Genomic DNA, 16199 nt, shown 5'->3' with positions numbered 1-16199 from the left:
ATGCCTTTGGCCGCCGTGGCCGCTCTCCACAGGGAGCGGGAGCAGCAGCCGGTTCGGCGTCAGGACCGCACTTCCCAACCCCGCCGGGGAACGGCCACCGGGGTTTCAGGGGCGGGTCGCCTGCACGAAGGTGATCCGCCCGAACCTGTGGTCGGCGTGCCCGACCTCCCGGGCGTCGCCGAATCCGGCCTCGGTGAGCAGCGCGGCGATGCCGGGGTCCCGATCGCCGTCCCCGGCCGGACCGTGCGCCGTCCGGGGGCGCCGGAGCCGGGGCAGGTGCCGGAGGGCGTGGGCCGGACCGTGGCCATGTGCCTCACGGCCGTCGCCCTCGGCATCGGACGAGGGTCCGCCGAAGTCGACGATCGTGATCGTTCCTCCGGGACGGAGGGCGCGCAACGCCTCACGCGCGAAGGCGCTCCGATCGCCCGCGTCCAGGTGGTGCAGGGCCAGCGACGAGACCACATGGTCGAACGAGGCGTCCGGGGCGGGGAGACGGTCGGCGTATCCGCGGACGAGGGTGAGGGCGACGCCGCGGCGGCGGGCCTTCCGCGCGGCCCTGCGCAGGGCGTCCCCGTCGGGGTCGAGTCCGGTCACCCGCGCGCCCGGCTGGGCGGCGAGGACGGCGAACGACAGGTTGCCCGTCCCGCAGCCGACGTCGGCCACCGTCTGGCCGGGCCGCACGGCGGCGAGTTCGACCGCGCGCTCGTGCAGTGCGCGGACGCCGCCCACCCGGGTGAAGGCGTCGTAGAACGGCAGGAGCCAGGTCTTGCCCGCTCCGGGCAGGAACGGGCGGTCCCGCTCCTCCGGAGTCCGCTGGTCGAGGATGCGTACCTGGGTGGAAGCCGGCATGGGTACCCCTTGTGCGATCGGTGGCGGGTCTGCCCGCGGTCGGTGTCGTCACCAGCCAGTCTTGGACATTCCGCGTTCGCCGAGCAGGACATACGTTGGGCGTCATGGGACATTCTTCGGTCGGTGCCCCGCCGGGGTCCGGGTCGAGGCTGCGCACGGTGCGGCTCGACGGGACGCCCGTCTACCGCTACCAGCAGCGCCCCGGCGCGCCCGCCGTCTCGGTGACCCGGTTCGACACCGCGACCGCCCACTCCGCGCTCCCGCCGAACCACCGGCACGCCCACGACTTCCTCGTCCTGGTCTACATCGAGGAGGGCACGGGCTCGGTCACCATCGACGGCGCCGAGCGGCCGCTGCGCTCCGGCGACGTCCACGCCCTGTCGCCCGGTCAGGTCATCGGCGTCACGACCGTCACCGAACTGGCCCGCTGCGACTCCTGGTCGGTCGCGTTCACGCCGGACGCCGTCCCCGCCCTCGCCTCGGTGTCCCCGCTGACCTGGATGCACCACCCCCTCCTCGCCCTGTTCACCCCCGCCACGGGCCGCGGCCGGGTCGCCGGCGCCGCCCGGGACACCTGGTCCGCGTGGCTGGCGGACCTGGCCGGGGAACTCACCGACCCGGGCCGCCTCGGGGCCCGGGAGGCCGTCGCCGCCACGCTCACCCGGCTCCTGGTCGCGTCCGCGCGGCTGGCCCCGTCCGCCCCGGCGGCGCCGGACCCGCTCGTCGAGCAGGTCTTCGCCGAGATCGAGGGCACGTTCCGCGACCCGGTCTCCGCCGCGGACGTCGCCCGCGCGCTCGGCTACACCCCCGGGCACCTCACGACCGTCCTCCGCAAGCGCACCGGACGCCCTCTGCTCGAATGGATCACCGAACGGCGCATGATCGAGGTCCGGCGCATGCTGCGCGAGACCGACCTGCCGCTCGACGCCGTCGCCGCCCGAACCGGCCTGCGCGACGCGACCTACCTCGTCCGCCGGTTCCGCAACCGCTACGGCATCACGCCGCAGCGCTGGCGCCGCACCGAACGGGCCTGGCCCTGACGACCCCGGCGGTCAGACCGGCGGAGAGGTCACTCCGAGCGGTCGCGGGGAGGCGGGTCGAAGTCGACGTCGACGTTCTCGAAGCCCTTGTGCCGCTCGGTCTCGGCGTAGGACGTGTAGGCGCGCCGGTCCGCCGCCGTCAACTCGACGTTGTCGGTGAAGGGCGTCAGAAGGCTGCGCGGCCACAGCCTCCGGTCGCGGACGACGTTGATCTCCGCGCCGGCCACGAACGTGACCGCGCCCAGATAAATCCACGTCAGCAGGCCGAGCACGATGCCGAACATGCCGTAGGTGGCGGTGGCGTCCTTGAGCATGTGTCCGAGCAGGAAGGTGCCGGCCCACTGCAGGACCTGCCAGACCAGCGCGGCCGCGATCGCCCCCGTCCGGACCTGGGCGAGCGTCAGGGGCCGGGCGTTGAGCACCCGGTACACCACCATGAACAGAACGGTGTTGACGGCGACCGCGAACACGACGGCCCCCGACCGCACGGCAACGCCGAGGACACCGGCGTAGGCGGTCACCGCCGACAGCAGCGTCGTCGCCAGGAGGACCCCGCCGCCGATGGCCAGGAGCGCCAAGCTGCGCACTCGGGACGCCACCGGGTTCGGCCTGGAGTTGCGCGGCACCCCCCACACCTTGTTCAGAGCGTTCTGGGCGGCCTGCACGACGCCCAGCCCGCCGTACAGACTTCCCACGACACCCGCCACCAGCGCCAGGACGTTGCCGTGGAGCGAATGGATGTTCGCGCCGATCTGGTCCCCGATGACGGGGAACTGCGCAAGCGCGGAATCCAGGACGCGCGCCTGCAGCCCGGGGCTGCCCTGCAACGCGAAACCCAGCCCGGTCACCAGCAACAGCAGCAGCGGGAACAGCGACACGAACCCGTAGTAGGTGATCATCGCGGTGAGATAAGCGCCCTGGTCGTCCACGAACTTGTACACCACCGCGAGCGGCAGCCCCGCCCAGCCATGCCGCCTCTGATAGGCGTCCACGCGACCGACCACTCCCACGGGCGTCCCCTTCCCCGCGCACCGTTGCCGAACCCGCCGGGGGGCCCGCCGCAGCCGGTCGGTGATCGGCGTGGAGGGTTCAGAAGGGGACGGTCCCGAAGCGCGACCACGGGATCGGGCCCGGCGGGTTCGCGGCCCCGGATCGGAAAGTCCGCGCTCGCCATGGTCTTCCCTGCGGCGGGCGGCCTATGCTGAGGCCCCGGGAGCTAGTAGAACCCCGTTCGGATTCGGTCGTCGGCGGCCTCGGGCGCGCCGCGCCCGCAGGGAGGGTATCGGTGGACCACGTCCAGCAGTTCTACATCGGCGGCCGGTGGGTCGCACCGCGCGGCGACACGACGATCGAGGTCGTCAACCCCGCCACAGAGCAGCCGATCACGTCCATCGCCATGGGCGGCCCGGACGACGTGGACGCCGCCGTCGCCGCCGCCAAGGACGCGTTCGAGTCGTACTCGCTGACCGGCAGGCAGGAACGCCTCGACCTGCTCGACGCCATCATCGCCGTGTACGGCCGGCGGATGGAGGAGCTCGCCGACATCATCAGCCAGGAGATGGGCGCGCCGCTGTCCCTGGCCCGGGCGGCGCAGGCGCCCGCGGGCCTCGGGCACTTCGCCACCGTCCGCAACGTGCTGGCCGGCTACGAGTTCGAGCGGCAGCTGGGCTCCACCACGATCGTCCGGGAGCCGGCGGGCGTCTGCGGGCTCATCACCCCGTGGAACTGGCCCCTCAACCAGATCGCCTGCAAGGTCGCGCCGGCCCTCGCCGCGGGCTGCACGATGGTGCTCAAACCGTCGGAGGTCGCGCCGCTGAACGCCGTCCTGTTCGCCGAGATCCTGGACGAGGCGGGAGTGCCCGCGGGCGTCTTCAACCTCGTCAACGGCGACGGTCTCGGCGTCGGCGCGCCGCTGTCGGCGCATCCGGACGTCGACATGGTGTCGTTCACCGGCTCCACCCGCGCCGGCATCGAGGTCGCCCGCTCGGCCGCCCCGACTGTCAAGCGCGTCGCCCAGGAACTCGGCGGCAAGTCCGCCAACATCATCCTGGACGACGCCGACCTCCCGGCGGCCATCGCCCGGGACGTGGCGGGCCTGTGCACGAACTCCGGGCAGTCCTGCAACGCCCCGACGCGGATGCTCGTCCCGGCCGCCCGCATGGACGAGGCCGCCGCGATCGCCGCCGAGGCGGCCCGGAACGTCGCGGTCGGCGACCCGCGCGCCGAGACCACCGCGATCGGCCCCGTGGTCTCGGCCACCCAGTACGGCCGGATCCAGCAGCTCATCGAGAAGGGCATCGGCGAGGGCGCCAAGGTCGAGGTCGGCGGTCCCGGCAAGCCCGAGGGCCTGGAGACGGGGTACTACGTGCGCCCGACGGTCTTCTCCCACGTCACCAACGACATGACGATCGCGCGCGAGGAGATCTTCGGACCGGTGCTGGTCCTGATCGGCTACGAGGACGACGACGACGCGGTGCGCATCGCCAACGACACCCTCTACGGCCTGTCCGGCTACATCTCCGGCGACGCCGACCGCGCCCGCGCGATGGCCCGCCGCATCCGCACCGGCAACGTCCACCTCAACGGCGCCGGCCCCGACTTCAACGCCCCGTTCGGCGGCTACCGCCAGTCCGGCAACGGCCGCGAATGGGGCGAGTTCGGCTTCGAGGAATTCCTGGAGACCAAGGCCATCATGGGCCACAACGCCTGACCTGCACCTGAGCCGATCTCGCCCGCCCACTCAGGCGGCGAGATCGGCTCACCCCTGTGGCGCATCGCTCTCCTCCGGTCCCTGGAGGCGCACGGCATCGCCGAGTGCGGGGCTCTACACCGAGAACCAGCTCTTCCAGTGGCGAGGAGATGAACTCGGGGCCGGGTCCGCATCGACGCCCGGTCCCTTCGGGCCGAGTCGTGCACGGCGGTCAGGAGTTGGTGTACTCCGGCGGACGGCGCTCCAGGAAGGACGTGATCTGCTCGGTCTGGTCGCGGGTGTAGGAGGTCATGATCTGGGTGCGGTTCTCCAGGTCGATGCCGGCCTGGAGGCTGCCGACCTCCAGCTGGCTCCAGGCGACCTCCTTGGTCATCCACACGCCCATGGGGCTGTTGGCGCAGATGAGCGCCGCGGTCTCCAGGGCCGCTCCGACCACCGCGCCGTCCTCGGTGACGCGGCTGACCAGGCCGATCCGCAGGGCTTCGGCGGCGTCCACGAAGCGGCCCGTGAGCAGGAGTTCGTGGGAGGGCCCGGCGCCGATCAGGCGGGGCAGCAGCCAGCTGACGCCGATGTCGCAGCCGGACAGGCCGATCTTCACGAAGGCCGCGTTGAACCGGGCGGACGCGGCGGCGATCCGGATGTCGGCGGCCAGTGCCAGGGCGAAGCCGCCGCCGGCGGCCGGTCCGTTGACGGCGGCGATGACCGGCTGCGGCAGGTTGCGCAGCTTCGGGACGAGTGAGGCGATGGCCTGCTGGACGTGCATGGCCGCCTGGGGGCTGCGGCGCCGTGCCGCGTCCTCCTCCGCCGCCGGCGGAGCGGCATCGCGGGCCGGGGGCTCGTGCAGGTCGAGGCCCGCGCAGAACGCCCGTCCCGCCCCGGTGAGGACGACGGCGCGGCAGCCCTCGTCCACGGCGATGCCGTCGAGCGCGGCGTGCAGGTCCTTGATCAGCTCGCCGGACATGGCGTTGAGCCGGTGCTCCCGGTCGAGCGTGAGGAGGCGGACGCCCGGCGCGGGCTCCTCCACGCGCACCGTCCGGCCGGTGGCGGGCGTGTCGCGCAGGTAGGCGCTGCTGTCGGTCAGCATGGGGATTCCTTAGCTCGTGGAGTCGGCTTCGCCGTCGTGGACCGTCCGGGAGCCCGCGGCATGACACCGGGCCCGTGGACGGTGCTCAGCGCGGGACGAGGCCCCCGTCGGCGATGAGGACCTGGCCGGTGACGAAGCTCGACGCGTCGGAGGCCAGGAACAGCGCGGGTCCGACCATCTCGTCCGGGTGGGCCATGCGCTGCTGCAAGGCGGCCTGCTCCATGGCCTTCTGGAACTCGGGCGGGTTGTTGCGGACCATGTCGGTGTCGACGGTGCCCGGCGCGAGGGCGTTGACCCGGATGCCGCGCGGGGCGAACTCGGCGGCCATGGAACGGGTGTAGGCCATCATGGCGGCCTTGGCCGCTGCGTACATCGACACGTACGGGGAGAACAGGAAGGCCCCGGCGGACACGACGTTGACGACCGACGCGCACGGGCTACCGGTGAGGTGGTCGAGCGCCCGCTGCACCAGGAACACCGGCCCGCGGACGTTGACCTCCTGCGACTTGGCGAACGCCTCGGGGGTGATGTCCCCCAGCGGCAGCGCCAGGGGGTTGGCGGCGTTGTTGACCAGGACATCGAGCCGTCCGAAGGTGTCGACGGTGCGCGTGACCAGGGCGTCCAGCGCGTCCAGGTCGCCCAGATGGGCGGGGACGCCGAGCGCCGATCCGCCCATCGCCGTCAGGTGCGCCTCGGTCTCGGCGCAGGCCTCGGGTTTGCGGCTGGCCACCACGACGCTCGCCCCGGCGGCGGCGAACCCCTCGGCGATCGCCCGTCCGATGCCCCGCGTGCCGCCGGTCACGACCGCCACCCGTCCGGACAGATCGAAGAGTGTGCGCAGGCGTTCAGCGTCCATGCGGACCGTCCAGTGAGAGCGGAGTTCCGCACTCCGACCTGGAACACCGTTGATCGAGCAACACCGACGCCCTCTCTCCCGACTCCCCCGGCGACCGATGACCGGGCGCCTGCGGAGACTTTGCATCAACTGAGACAGAGTGTCAATATGCATCCTATGAACGAGCCGGGTCTGCGGGAGCGCAAGAAGCAGCGCATGTACACCGCGACCGCGCAGGCCGCGGTGAAACTCGTCGCCGAGCGCGGCATGCAGGCGGTCCGCGTCGAGGACATCTGCGAGCGCGCCGAGATCAGCCGCTCCACGTTCTTCCGCTACTTCGACTCCAAGGAGAGCTGCTTCGTCATCGGCCTGCACTACGGCCGCCTGGACGCGGTGCTGGCCGCCTTGGACGCGCGCCCGGAACACGAGGACGCCTTCACCGCCCTGTGCAACGCGTTCGTCGACATCACCGCCAACTGGCGCCGCTACCGGGAGATGACCCGGCTCGAAGCCCGCATCCGCGCCGAGACCCGCACGGCACGGGCCCACGCCGACGCCGAACTGGTCTCCTGGGAGAACGCCCTGGCCGCCGCTCTCGAAGCGCGCTGCGCCGGCATCGCCCCGGGCGGCCGCTCCCTCGCTCCCCGTCTCGTGGCCGGCATCGTCCTGTGCGCCGTGCGCCTGGCCACCGAACGCTGGCTGGACGAGGGCGCCGCACGATCACCGGCGGAGAAGTACACCGAGGCCTTCACCGCCCTCCGCGCGGTGATCGACGACAGCCGCTAAGGCATGGCGCCCGGCCCACCGATCGGCCTCCTTGCAGCCGCTGTTGGCTACTTTCGACGAGGATGCACCAGGAGGGGCGTACCCGCCGGAGTCCTGGCCCTGCCGGCCGTGGTGGCCTCTAACGGTCATCAGAGAACTGCCGGGTTGTGAGACTTCCTCGGGTTTGGTGATCGTGGTTCCATGGGCACCGAGCAAGCGTTCGGGGATCACGTGGAGCGCTGAGCGAGGGAGTTCCCGATGGGCCTGCGGTTTCCGAGGAGACTATGGGTGCCCGTGGCGGCCGCCGCGCTGCTGGTCCTCGGCCTGGTGCCGGGGGCGCAGGCGCACATCGAGCGGCCGTCGTACTGGCCGGCTCCCGGTCCCGACTGCTCCGTCAGCCCGTGCGCCGGCGGGACGGTGCCGACGCCGCGCAGTCTGGCGTCGGCCGTCGAGACCGTCCCGGGGAGCACGACCCGCGTGGTGTGCCGGCCGGACTCGCTGGAGCGGCTGGACGCCTCGATCGAACGGGCGCTGAAGTCGGGCTACGACGTCCGGCCGCACGACCACCGGACGCTCAGCGCCACCAGGGCGCGGGACCTGAAGCGGATCAACCGGGCGCTGTTCGACCGGTGCCGGTACAGCGAGATCCAGCCCGCGGTGACCGATTCGCGGAACAACGACCGGGTCGTGGTGCTGCCGGGCGTCTACACCGAGCCCACGGCACGCCGGAAGCCGACGCACGACCCCGCGTGCGACCAGTACAAGCTGAGCACCGGCGCGTACTCCTACCTCGGCGAGTACACCTGCCAGAACGACGCCAACCTGATCGCCGTGCTCGGCCGGGCCCCCGGCGGCGGCCAGGACCCGGACCCGCCGCTCGTCGACCGGCACGGCATCCCCAACCGGGGCGCGTGCGTGCGCTGCAACCTCCAGCTCGAAGGGTCGGGCGTGAGCGCCGACGACGTGGTCGTGGAGGCCGGCGACCCGTCGTCCGGCAACGGCGGCCCGCGCAACTCGGCGAAGGACGTGGGCATCCGCGCCGACCGAGCCGACGGCTTCGTGCTGCGGAACCTGACCGTCCGGCATGCCAACGAGCACGACATCTATGTGCTGGAAAGCAACGGGTACCTGCTGGACAGCTTCAAGACCTTCTACGCGGGCGAGTACGGCGTGCTCACCTTCGTCGAGGACCACGGCGTGATCCAGAACTGCGAGGCGGCCGGCAACGGCGACTCCGGGCTGTATCCCGGGTCGGGCGCGAAGACCGGGGCCGGACGCGACGAGCGCGTCTACCCGAAGGCGCGCTACAGCCAGGAGATCCGCTACTGCGACTCGCACCACAACACCAGCGGCTACTCCGGCACCGACGGCAGCGCCACCTGGGTGCACCACAACAACTTCTACGACAACGCCCTCGGCTTCACCACCGACGTGTTCACCGCCGCCGGGCATCCCGGATTCCCCCAGCAGGGCGACCTCGTCGAGAACAACGACTTCTTCTCCAACAACTTCAACCCGTACCTGGCCGGCAGCGACGTGGTCCCGACCGTGCCGGTTCCGGTGGGGACGGGCATGTGGATCGCGGGCGGTGACGACAACGTCGTCCGGAACAACACGTTCCGCGACAACCGGCGGCGCGGGGCCATGCTCTTCGCCGTTCCGGACGCGTTCGTCTGCGCCGACCAGCCCATGACGGGCTGCGACCCGCTGAAGCTGTCCACGTCGCACCGCAACCAGTTCTACGGCAACCGGATGGCCGGCAACGGCACGGACTTCTGGTGGGACGCCTTCCCCGGCAACACCGGCAACTGCTGGTATGCCAACGGCACCGTCACCAGTTCGCCCAGTAATCTGCCGGACTGCCTGAACGGCAAGGCGCCCTTCCTCAGCTTCGGATTCGGCAATCTGGGCAACGAGCTCGAACTGCTCACGTGCATGGCCAATCTGAAGCCCGGCGGCCCATGCCCCTGGTTCACCACCCCGAAGGCCGCCGCCGGAGCCGCATTCGGGACGGCACCGGTCGGCGACCACGAGCACCCCGAGACGAGCGAGCTCGACGACGCGATGCTCGCCGCGATGACCTGCCATTCCTGGCGGGAGATGACGACCGACCAGCGCGACCACATGCTGGCCGAGATGGCGGTGTTCATGGGCGGCCAGATCGACCATCCGGGAGCGCGCGGCACGACGCTGACCGAGCAGCACGCGACCGGCATGCTCGACAACGCCTGCGGACTGCCCTTCGCGGGCCCGTTCAAGCTCTACAAGCTCTACGCCAGAGCGGCGGCCTTCCCCCTGCAACTCCCCTGACGACACATCCGGGTGCCCGACGGGCCGCCGCAACGCGGTCGGGTTCGCCCGGCACCCGGCAGGGACCTTCGGCCCGCGGCGTGGGGACGAACGCCGGATGGGACGGCGGCCCGCCCTGAGGTTGGCTCGGAATGAGACCTCACAGGGCGGTGCACGATGCAACGGATGAACGCGCTCGACGCCGGAATGTTCTTCGCGGAGAACGACACGAGCCCGCTGCAGATCGGGACGGTGACCGTGTTCGAAGGTCCCGCACCCGACTATCGGGACCTCGTGCGGCAGGTGTTCGCCCGGCTGCGGCTCGCGCCGCGCTGCCTGCAGCGCGTCCGGACCGTCCCGCTCAACCTGGCGCACCCCGTCTGGGTGGACGACCAGCGCTTCGCGATCGGCGACCACGTCCTGCACGCGGCCGCGCCCGATCCCGGCGGCCCGGAGGAACTGCACGAGCTGGCCGGCCGCCTCCTCGGCCCGCCGCTGGACCTCACCCGGTCACCGTGGCAGGTGTGGCTGGTCGACGGACTCGCGGACGGCCGCTGGGCGCTGGTCTGCAAGGTGCACCACTGCATGGTGGACGGACTGGCCGGCATCGACCTGCTGGCGGTGCTCCTCGAGACCGACCCGGACTGGGCGCCCGCGCAGCCGCGGGTGTGGACGCCCGAGCCCGAACCGTCCGCCGCATCCGTGCTGCGGGACGGCGTCATGGACGGGTTGAAGGGCTTCGGACGGCAGGCGACCCGGTTGTTCCTGCCCGCGATGCGGGACGCGTTCGCCGTCGCGAGCGCGGTCCCCGGGTACGCGACGCGGCTCCTGGGGTCCGGGGCGCCGGCGCTCAACGGGCCGACCGGCCCGCGCCGGCGCTGGACCCGGACCTACGCCGGGATGGACGAGGTCGACCGCATCCGGCGCACGTTCGGCGGATCGGTCAACGACGTGGCCCTGGCCGCGACCGCCCGCGGATTCCGCGATCTCCTCCAGGCGCGGGGCCTTCTCGCCGAGGAGTCGATCGTGCGGGCCATGGTGCCGGTGTCGGTCCGGTCGGCGGCCGAGCGCGGCGTCCCGTCGAACCGGGTGTCGGCGGTGCCGGTGGACCTGCCGTGCGGGGAGGCCGACCCGGTGCGGCGCCTGCGCCTCATCAGGGAGCAGATGGACGGGCTGAAGAGCCGCGACCAGGCCGCCGGTCTCGACGCGTTCGTCCAGCTCTTCGGCGGTGCCCCGAGCCTGCTGGCCGCGGCCGCCCGCACGGCGCTGCGGCTGCGCCAGCCGCTGATCCACACGATCGTCACCAACGTCCCGGGTCCGTCCTTCCCGCTGTACGCGATGGGGTGCCGGATGCTGGAGATCGACCCCTACATCCCGATCACGGCCGGGCTGCGCACCGCCGTCGGCATCGTGTCCTACGACGGTGGCCTGTCGTTCGGGCTCACCGCCGACCACGACGCCGTCCCGGACCTGGAGACCCTGTGCGCGGGGATCCGCGAGGGGATCGACGAACTCCTCAAGGAGGCGGCGCAGGCCGCACCCACGGCCTGACGGGCCCGGCTCAGCGGAGCCGGCGCAGGTAGGGGTCCCAGCCGCGGCGGGGTGCGAGGCGGGCGCGGGCATCGACGGCCACGGCCCCGTCCGGCCGGACGATCGTGGGGTTGAGGTCCAGTTCGCTGATCTCCGGATGGTCGGCCGCCAACCTCGACAGCCGCAGCAGCACCTCTGCCAGCCGCTCGACGTCACCGGCCGGGCGGGCCGAGTGGCCGAGCAGCAGGGCCGACAGCCGCGGGGCGCGGATCAGCTCGCCCGCGTCGCGGGTCGTGAGGGGCGCCAGCCGGGCGGCACGGTCGGCCAGCGCGTCGGCGTCGACGCCCCCGGCCCCGAAGACCACCACCGCCCCGAACACCTCGTCCTGGACGGCACCGCACAGCACCTCGACGCCCTGCCCCGCCATGGCCTGGACGAGCACGCCCTCCAGATCGCCGCCGAACCGCTCGGACAGCCGGCCGAACGCGGCACGGACGGCCTGCTCCCCGTCCAGACCGAGCTCGATCGCGCCGGCGGCGGTCTTGTGCAGGATCTTCGGAACGTGCGCCTTCAGCGCCACCGGGCCGCCCAGGTCACGGGCCGCCGTGACCGCCTCGTCCCCGGTCCGGGTCCAGCGCCACTCGGCCACCGGCAGCCCATAGGACTCCAGCAGGCGGTACGTCTCGGCGGGCGGCAGCCAGCCGCCGTCCGGCTCGCCGGTCAGGAAGCCGCCGATGATGCCCGCCGCCTCGTCCGGGCGCAGGCCGGGCAGCGTGGGCGGTGGCTCCTGCGGGAGGTCCCGCCCGCGCGCGTACTTCCAGGCATGGGCGAGCGCGCGGGCGGCGTTCTCCGGGTAGGCGTAGCACGGAACCGCGTCGTCATTGATCGTGACCGTGCTGATCGTGACCGTCTCGGCCTGCCCGAGCACCACCGCCGCCATCGGCTTGCGGCAGCCGCGCAGTGCGCTCCTCAGGTCGCCGAGGGCGGTCGGGACCACCAGCGCCAGCACGGCGTCCACGGCGCCGTCCGCGGCGACCAGCTCGATGGCCTCGCGGAACGCCTCGGCGGAGACGGCGGCCGTGGTGTCGACGGGGTTGCCGACCGCCGCGCAGGCGGGCAGGACGCGGGCGAGGACGCGCCGGGTGGCCTCGCCCACGACCGGGACGGTCAACCCGGCGTCGGCGCAGGCGTCCGCCGCCAGCACCCCGGCGCCGCCCGCGTTGGACACCACCGCCACCCGCGGGCCGCCCGGAAGCGGCTGCGCCGCCAGCAGCGCGGCGGCGTCGACCAGCTCACCGAGGTCGTCGGTGGCCACGATGCCGGCCTGCTCGAACAGCGCCCGGCGGGTCAGTTCCGGGGTCGCGGCCGCCGCCGTGTGCGAGGCCGCCGCGCGGGTACCGGCCGCCGACCGTCCGGCCAGGACGGTCAGCAGCGGCATCGTCGCGGCGACCCGGCGCGCCGTCCGGGCGAACTTGCGGGGGTTGCCGAACGACTCCACGTGCAGGACGCCGAGCCGGGTCGTCTCGTCCGACTCCCACCACATGAGCATGTCGTTGGCGCTGACGTCGTACTTGTCGCCGACCGAGGCGAAGGTCGAGACCCCGATGCCGAGCCGGGACAGCTCCTCGATCAGGGCGATGCCGACACCGCCCGACTGGACCGCGACGCCCGCGCCGCCGGACGCGGGAGGGCGGGCGCCGAACGTCGCGTCCAGCCGGATCCCGGTGTTGGCGACGCCCAGGCAGTTCGGACCGACCAGCCGCATGCCGTACTCCCGGCAGGCGGCCAGCAGACCGCGCCCCTGGCCGGCGGACAGCCCGGACCCGATCACCACCAGCGCGGAGATCCCGAACCGGCCGCACGCCGCCGCCACGGCGGGCACCGAGGGCGCCGGCACCGCGACCACCGCGAGATCGGGCGCCTCGGGGAGGTCGGCGAGCGTCGCCGCGCACGGCGCGCCGTGCAACTCGCCCGCCGCGCAATGCGGATTCACCGCGTACACGGCGCCCTCGTATCCGCCCGCGATGATGTTGTGCAGCAGTTCGGCGCCGACCGTCCCGCGCTTGCGGGACGCTCCGACGACCACGACCGACCGGGGCCGCAGCAGCGGCTCCAGACTCGCCACGTCCGCCCGCCGCTCGCGCTCGGCGACCGCGTCCAGGTACCCGTCGTCGCAGGCCAGCGGGATCGTCAGTGCGACGACGCCGCCGGACGTCCGCTGCCGGACCGCCATCCCCGCGTCGGCGAACACCCGCAGCATCGCGCTGTTCTCCGGCAGCGTGTCGGCCCGGAAGGCGACCAGCCCGTTGGCGCGGGCGAGCGAACCGAGGTGCTCCAGCAGCAGGGTCCCGACGCCCCGGTGGTGCATCCGGTCGGCGACCGCCATCGCGACCTCGGCCTCCCCCGGCACGCCGGTCGGCTCGTACTCCGCGACGCCGACCAGGCCGCCGTGCAGCCAGGCGCCGAGCGCCGCGTGATCGGCGCCGTCCGCCCGGCAGACCCGTCCGGCCACCTCGCCCGCCATCGCGCGGTTGAGCCCGAAGAACCGCAGGTACAGGCTCTCCTCGCACAGCCCCTCGTGGAGTCCGCGCACGGCGTCCAGGTCCGCCGCACCGAGGCGCCTGATCTCGATCTGCGTACCGTCGGTCAGCAGCGCGAACGCCCGCGCGCCGGAAAGCCGCTCCGTCATGTCCTCAGCGTCCAACGCGGCTGATCGCCGATCAGCGTCCCAAGGTCACCCGAAGCCGGGACCATGGTCCCTCAGCGGACCAAGGTCGCCGCGTGGTCCGGGACGTAGGTCTGCTCGTCCCGCGGGGGCCGCTCATATCCCTTGGACGGAGGGCGGTCGGGCAACTGGAGCCGCGGGCGCTCCACTTCGCGGTAGGGAATGGTCGACAGGAGGTGGGAGATCATGTTGATGCGGGCACGGCGCTTGTCATCGCTTTCGACCACATACCAGGGTGCCTCGGGGATGTCGGTGTGGACGAACATCTCGTCCTTGGCGCGCGAGTACTCCTCCCAGCGCGAAATCGACTCCACGTCCATGGGGGACAACTTCCACCTCCGCATCGGATCGTCCAGCCGGCTGCGGAAGCGGCGTTCCTGCTCGGCGTCGCTGACCGAGAACCAGTACTTGCGCAGCAGGATGCCGTCCTCGACCAGCATCCGCTCGAAAATCGGGCACTGGTGCAGGAAGCGCCTGTACTCCTGACCGGTACAGAACCCCATGACCCGCTCGACTCCCGCCCGGTTGTACCAGGACCGGTCGAACAGGACGATCTCACCGGCCGCCGGGAGGTGTTCGACGTACCGCTGGAAATACCACTGGGTCCGCTCCCGGTCGCTCGGCGCAGGCAGCGCCACGATCCGAGCGACGCGGGGGTTGAGGTATTCGGTGACGCGCTTGATGGTGCTGCCCTTGCCGGCGGCGTCCCGCCCTTCGAACACCACGGCGACGCGCGCGCCCTCCGTGCGCACCCACTCCTGCAGCACCATCAGCTGCTCCTGCAGCCGCAGCAGCTCGCGCTCGTAGACTCGCCGGGGCAAACGCCGAGGACCACCCATACCGCCTCCAAGCATCGGGCACGCCCCACAGTCTGGCCGATGCGCACGGCAGCGCTAGCCGCCGGGCTTCTCGGCCGCGTGGACGACCGCCACCGGGCACGGTGCGTGCTGTACCAGGGCGTGGCTGACCGATCCGAGCAGGAGGCCCCGGAAGCCGCCCAGCCCCCGCGAGCCGACGACGAGCAGGCGCGCGTCCTGCGCGGCGTCCAGCAGGACCTCGCGCGGTGCGCCGGCCTTGACCTCGGCCTGCGCGTCCACTCCCGGGTGACGGTCCCGCAGCGGGATCATCAGCCGGTCCAGCCGCGTTGTGGCCGCCTCCCGCATGCCGGCCTCATCGACCAGCGGTGGAGGATCCTTCACCGGCTCCGGTTCCCAGGCGGCCACCGCGTGCACGGACAGTCCGTGCAGTCCGGCTTCGGTGAACGCCATCGCCAGCGCGGCCCGGGACGCCGGTGAACCGTCCACACCGACCACGACATGCCCCGGCCCCGCGGGCCGGTCCGGGTCGCCTCTGGCGATGACCACCGGGCAGGAGGCGTGCGCGACCACCTGGGCGCCGACCGACCCGAGCAGCAGGCCGGCGAACCCGCCCAGGCCCCGCGGCCCCAGCACGATCAGGGCGGCGTTCCTGCCCGCTTCGAGCAGTTTCGCGGCCGACTGCCCGCATTCCAGGACGCCCTGCACGGGCACGTCGGGCGCATGCTTGCGGACATGCTCGACACCGCCGTCCAGCGTCTCCTGCGCCAGGGGCCCCAGGTCCACCATCGCCATGGCCATCGAGCCTCCGATGAAGGCCTCCCACGCGTGGACCACGGTCAGCGGCAGGCCGCGGGCACGGGCCTCGTCCGCAGCCCAGTCCAAGGCCCGGACGCCGTTCTGCGAACCGTCGTACCCCACCACGACACCGGAGATCGCGTTTGCATCCATGTCCTGCGCACTTCCCGAGTTCGATCGGGTCCATACATCCCCAGACCTGTCTCCGGTTACCCTCCTCGCAGCGGTGAAGCCGGCCCGCTGGGGACGGCCTCACTCGTCACCGGTCGCGGCCCGGCACAACGGCCACCGTGCACGGAGCATGCTTGAGCAGCGCATCACTGGTCGCGCCGAGGGTCAGCGACTCCACGACCCCCGTGCCACGCGCACCCACCACCGTCAACGTCGCGTCCTCGGCCGCCTCCAGCAGCGCCTGGCGCGGCGACTTCAGCACCAGCGACGTCGTGGCCTGGACGTGGGGGTACTTCACCCGCCAGGGCGCCACCGCGCGTTCCAGCACGGCACCGCACACCCGGCGCAGCGCGTCCTCATCACCGAACAGCGACAGATCCCCACCCGGCGCCGCACCCGGCTCCCAGCAGCCATAGACCGCCCGCAGCCGCCAGCCGCGCAGCGCCGCCTCCTCAAACCCCAACCCCAGCGCCGCATCACCACCGGACGAACCGTCCACCCCGACCACCACCAGCCCATCACGCGGCGCCGCCGACCGCACCACCACCACCGGCCGATCCGCCCTGGCCGGCACCCGCAGCGCCACCG

The 16199-nt window shown here is 72.6% G+C and carries 13 protein-coding genes; 5 read left to right on the top strand and 8 right to left on the bottom strand.

Translation table 11 applies throughout. The annotated features are described in order from the left end of the window. Window positions 1–105: 105 nt before the first annotated feature. Window positions 106–849: a class I SAM-dependent methyltransferase gene (locus E1284_RS05210; RefSeq protein WP_131937620.1), complete on the bottom strand. Its 744-nt coding sequence runs from the start codon at window positions 847–849 to the stop codon at window positions 106–108. 104 nt (window positions 850–953) lie between these two features. On the opposite strand from E1284_RS05210, the gene E1284_RS05205 reads away from it, so the two are divergent. Then, a complete protein-coding gene (locus E1284_RS05205; RefSeq protein WP_131937618.1) occupies window positions 954–1889 on the top strand; it encodes an AraC family transcriptional regulator in 936 nt (311 codons plus the stop codon). A gap of 29 nt (window positions 1890–1918) precedes the next feature. Here E1284_RS05205 and E1284_RS05200 read toward each other — a convergent pair whose 3' ends face one another. Beyond that, window positions 1919–2881 (bottom strand): YihY/virulence factor BrkB family protein, encoded by a 963-nt coding sequence (locus tag E1284_RS05200; protein ID WP_207923575.1) that lies wholly within the window; start codon window positions 2879–2881, stop codon window positions 1919–1921. Between the two features lie 293 nt (window positions 2882–3174). Between E1284_RS05200 and E1284_RS05195 the strand changes: the two genes are divergently transcribed. After that, window positions 3175–4599 carry an aldehyde dehydrogenase family protein gene (locus tag E1284_RS05195; protein ID WP_131937614.1) on the top strand — a complete coding sequence of 475 codons (1425 nt, stop codon included), beginning with the start codon at window positions 3175–3177 and terminating at the stop codon, window positions 4597–4599. Between the two features lie 211 nt (window positions 4600–4810). On the opposite strand, the gene E1284_RS05190 is transcribed toward E1284_RS05195, so the two are convergent. Both E1284_RS05190 and E1284_RS05185 read right to left on the bottom strand, forming a co-directional pair. Further along, window positions 4811–5683, bottom strand: coding sequence for an enoyl-CoA hydratase/isomerase family protein (locus E1284_RS05190; protein ID WP_131937612.1), 873 nt, complete (start codon window positions 5681–5683; stop codon window positions 4811–4813). Between the two features lie 85 nt (window positions 5684–5768). Then, entirely contained in the window at window positions 5769–6539 is a 771-nt protein-coding gene (locus tag E1284_RS05185) for an SDR family NAD(P)-dependent oxidoreductase (RefSeq protein WP_131937610.1), read from the bottom strand. Window positions 6540–6695: 156 nt separating this feature from the next. Here E1284_RS05185 and E1284_RS05180 point away from each other — a divergent pair, with 156 nt between their 5' ends. The 3 genes from E1284_RS05180 to E1284_RS05170 all read left to right on the top strand — a co-directional run bounded on the left by E1284_RS05180 (window position 6696) and on the right by E1284_RS05170 (window position 11123). Next, on the top strand, window positions 6696–7304 hold the full coding sequence (locus E1284_RS05180; protein WP_243714264.1) for a TetR family transcriptional regulator: 609 nt from the start codon (window positions 6696–6698) through the stop codon (window positions 7302–7304). 267 nt (window positions 7305–7571) lie between these two features. Further along, complete coding sequence (locus tag E1284_RS05175; RefSeq protein WP_131937607.1) at window positions 7572–9593, top strand: right-handed parallel beta-helix repeat-containing protein; 2022 nt, start codon at window positions 7572–7574, stop codon at window positions 9591–9593. A 165-nt stretch (window positions 9594–9758) separates the two neighbouring features. Then, on the top strand, window positions 9759–11123 hold the full coding sequence (locus tag E1284_RS05170) for a wax ester/triacylglycerol synthase family O-acyltransferase (RefSeq protein ID WP_207923573.1): 1365 nt from the start codon (window positions 9759–9761) through the stop codon (window positions 11121–11123). 10 nt (window positions 11124–11133) lie between these two features. Here E1284_RS05170 and E1284_RS05165 read toward each other — a convergent pair whose 3' ends face one another. The 4 genes from E1284_RS05165 to E1284_RS05150 all read right to left on the bottom strand — a co-directional run. After that, on the bottom strand, window positions 11134–13791 hold the full coding sequence (locus E1284_RS05165) for a bifunctional acetate--CoA ligase family protein/GNAT family N-acetyltransferase (RefSeq protein ID WP_131937603.1): 2658 nt from the start codon (window positions 13789–13791) through the stop codon (window positions 11134–11136). A gap of 71 nt (window positions 13792–13862) precedes the next feature. Continuing rightward, a complete protein-coding gene (ppk2, locus tag E1284_RS05160; RefSeq protein ID WP_243714263.1) occupies window positions 13863–14648 on the bottom strand; it encodes a polyphosphate kinase 2 in 786 nt (261 codons plus the stop codon). 72 nt (window positions 14649–14720) lie between these two features. After that, the gene (locus tag E1284_RS05155; protein ID WP_131937599.1) at window positions 14721–15593 is read right to left on the bottom strand and encodes a universal stress protein; all 873 of its coding nucleotides are present in this window, start codon (window positions 15591–15593) and stop codon (window positions 14721–14723) included. A 106-nt stretch (window positions 15594–15699) separates the two neighbouring features. Further along, a partial coding sequence (locus tag E1284_RS05150; protein ID WP_131937597.1) for a universal stress protein occupies window positions 15700–16199 on the bottom strand: 500 nt, incomplete at its 5' end.

Source organism: Actinomadura bangladeshensis, from assembly GCF_004348335.1.
GTDB classification, from domain to species: Bacteria; Actinomycetota; Actinomycetes; order Streptosporangiales; family Streptosporangiaceae; genus Spirillospora; species Spirillospora bangladeshensis.
The sequence above is the reverse complement of the archived record's forward strand: the minus strand, read 5'-3'. Positions and strand labels throughout refer to the sequence as shown.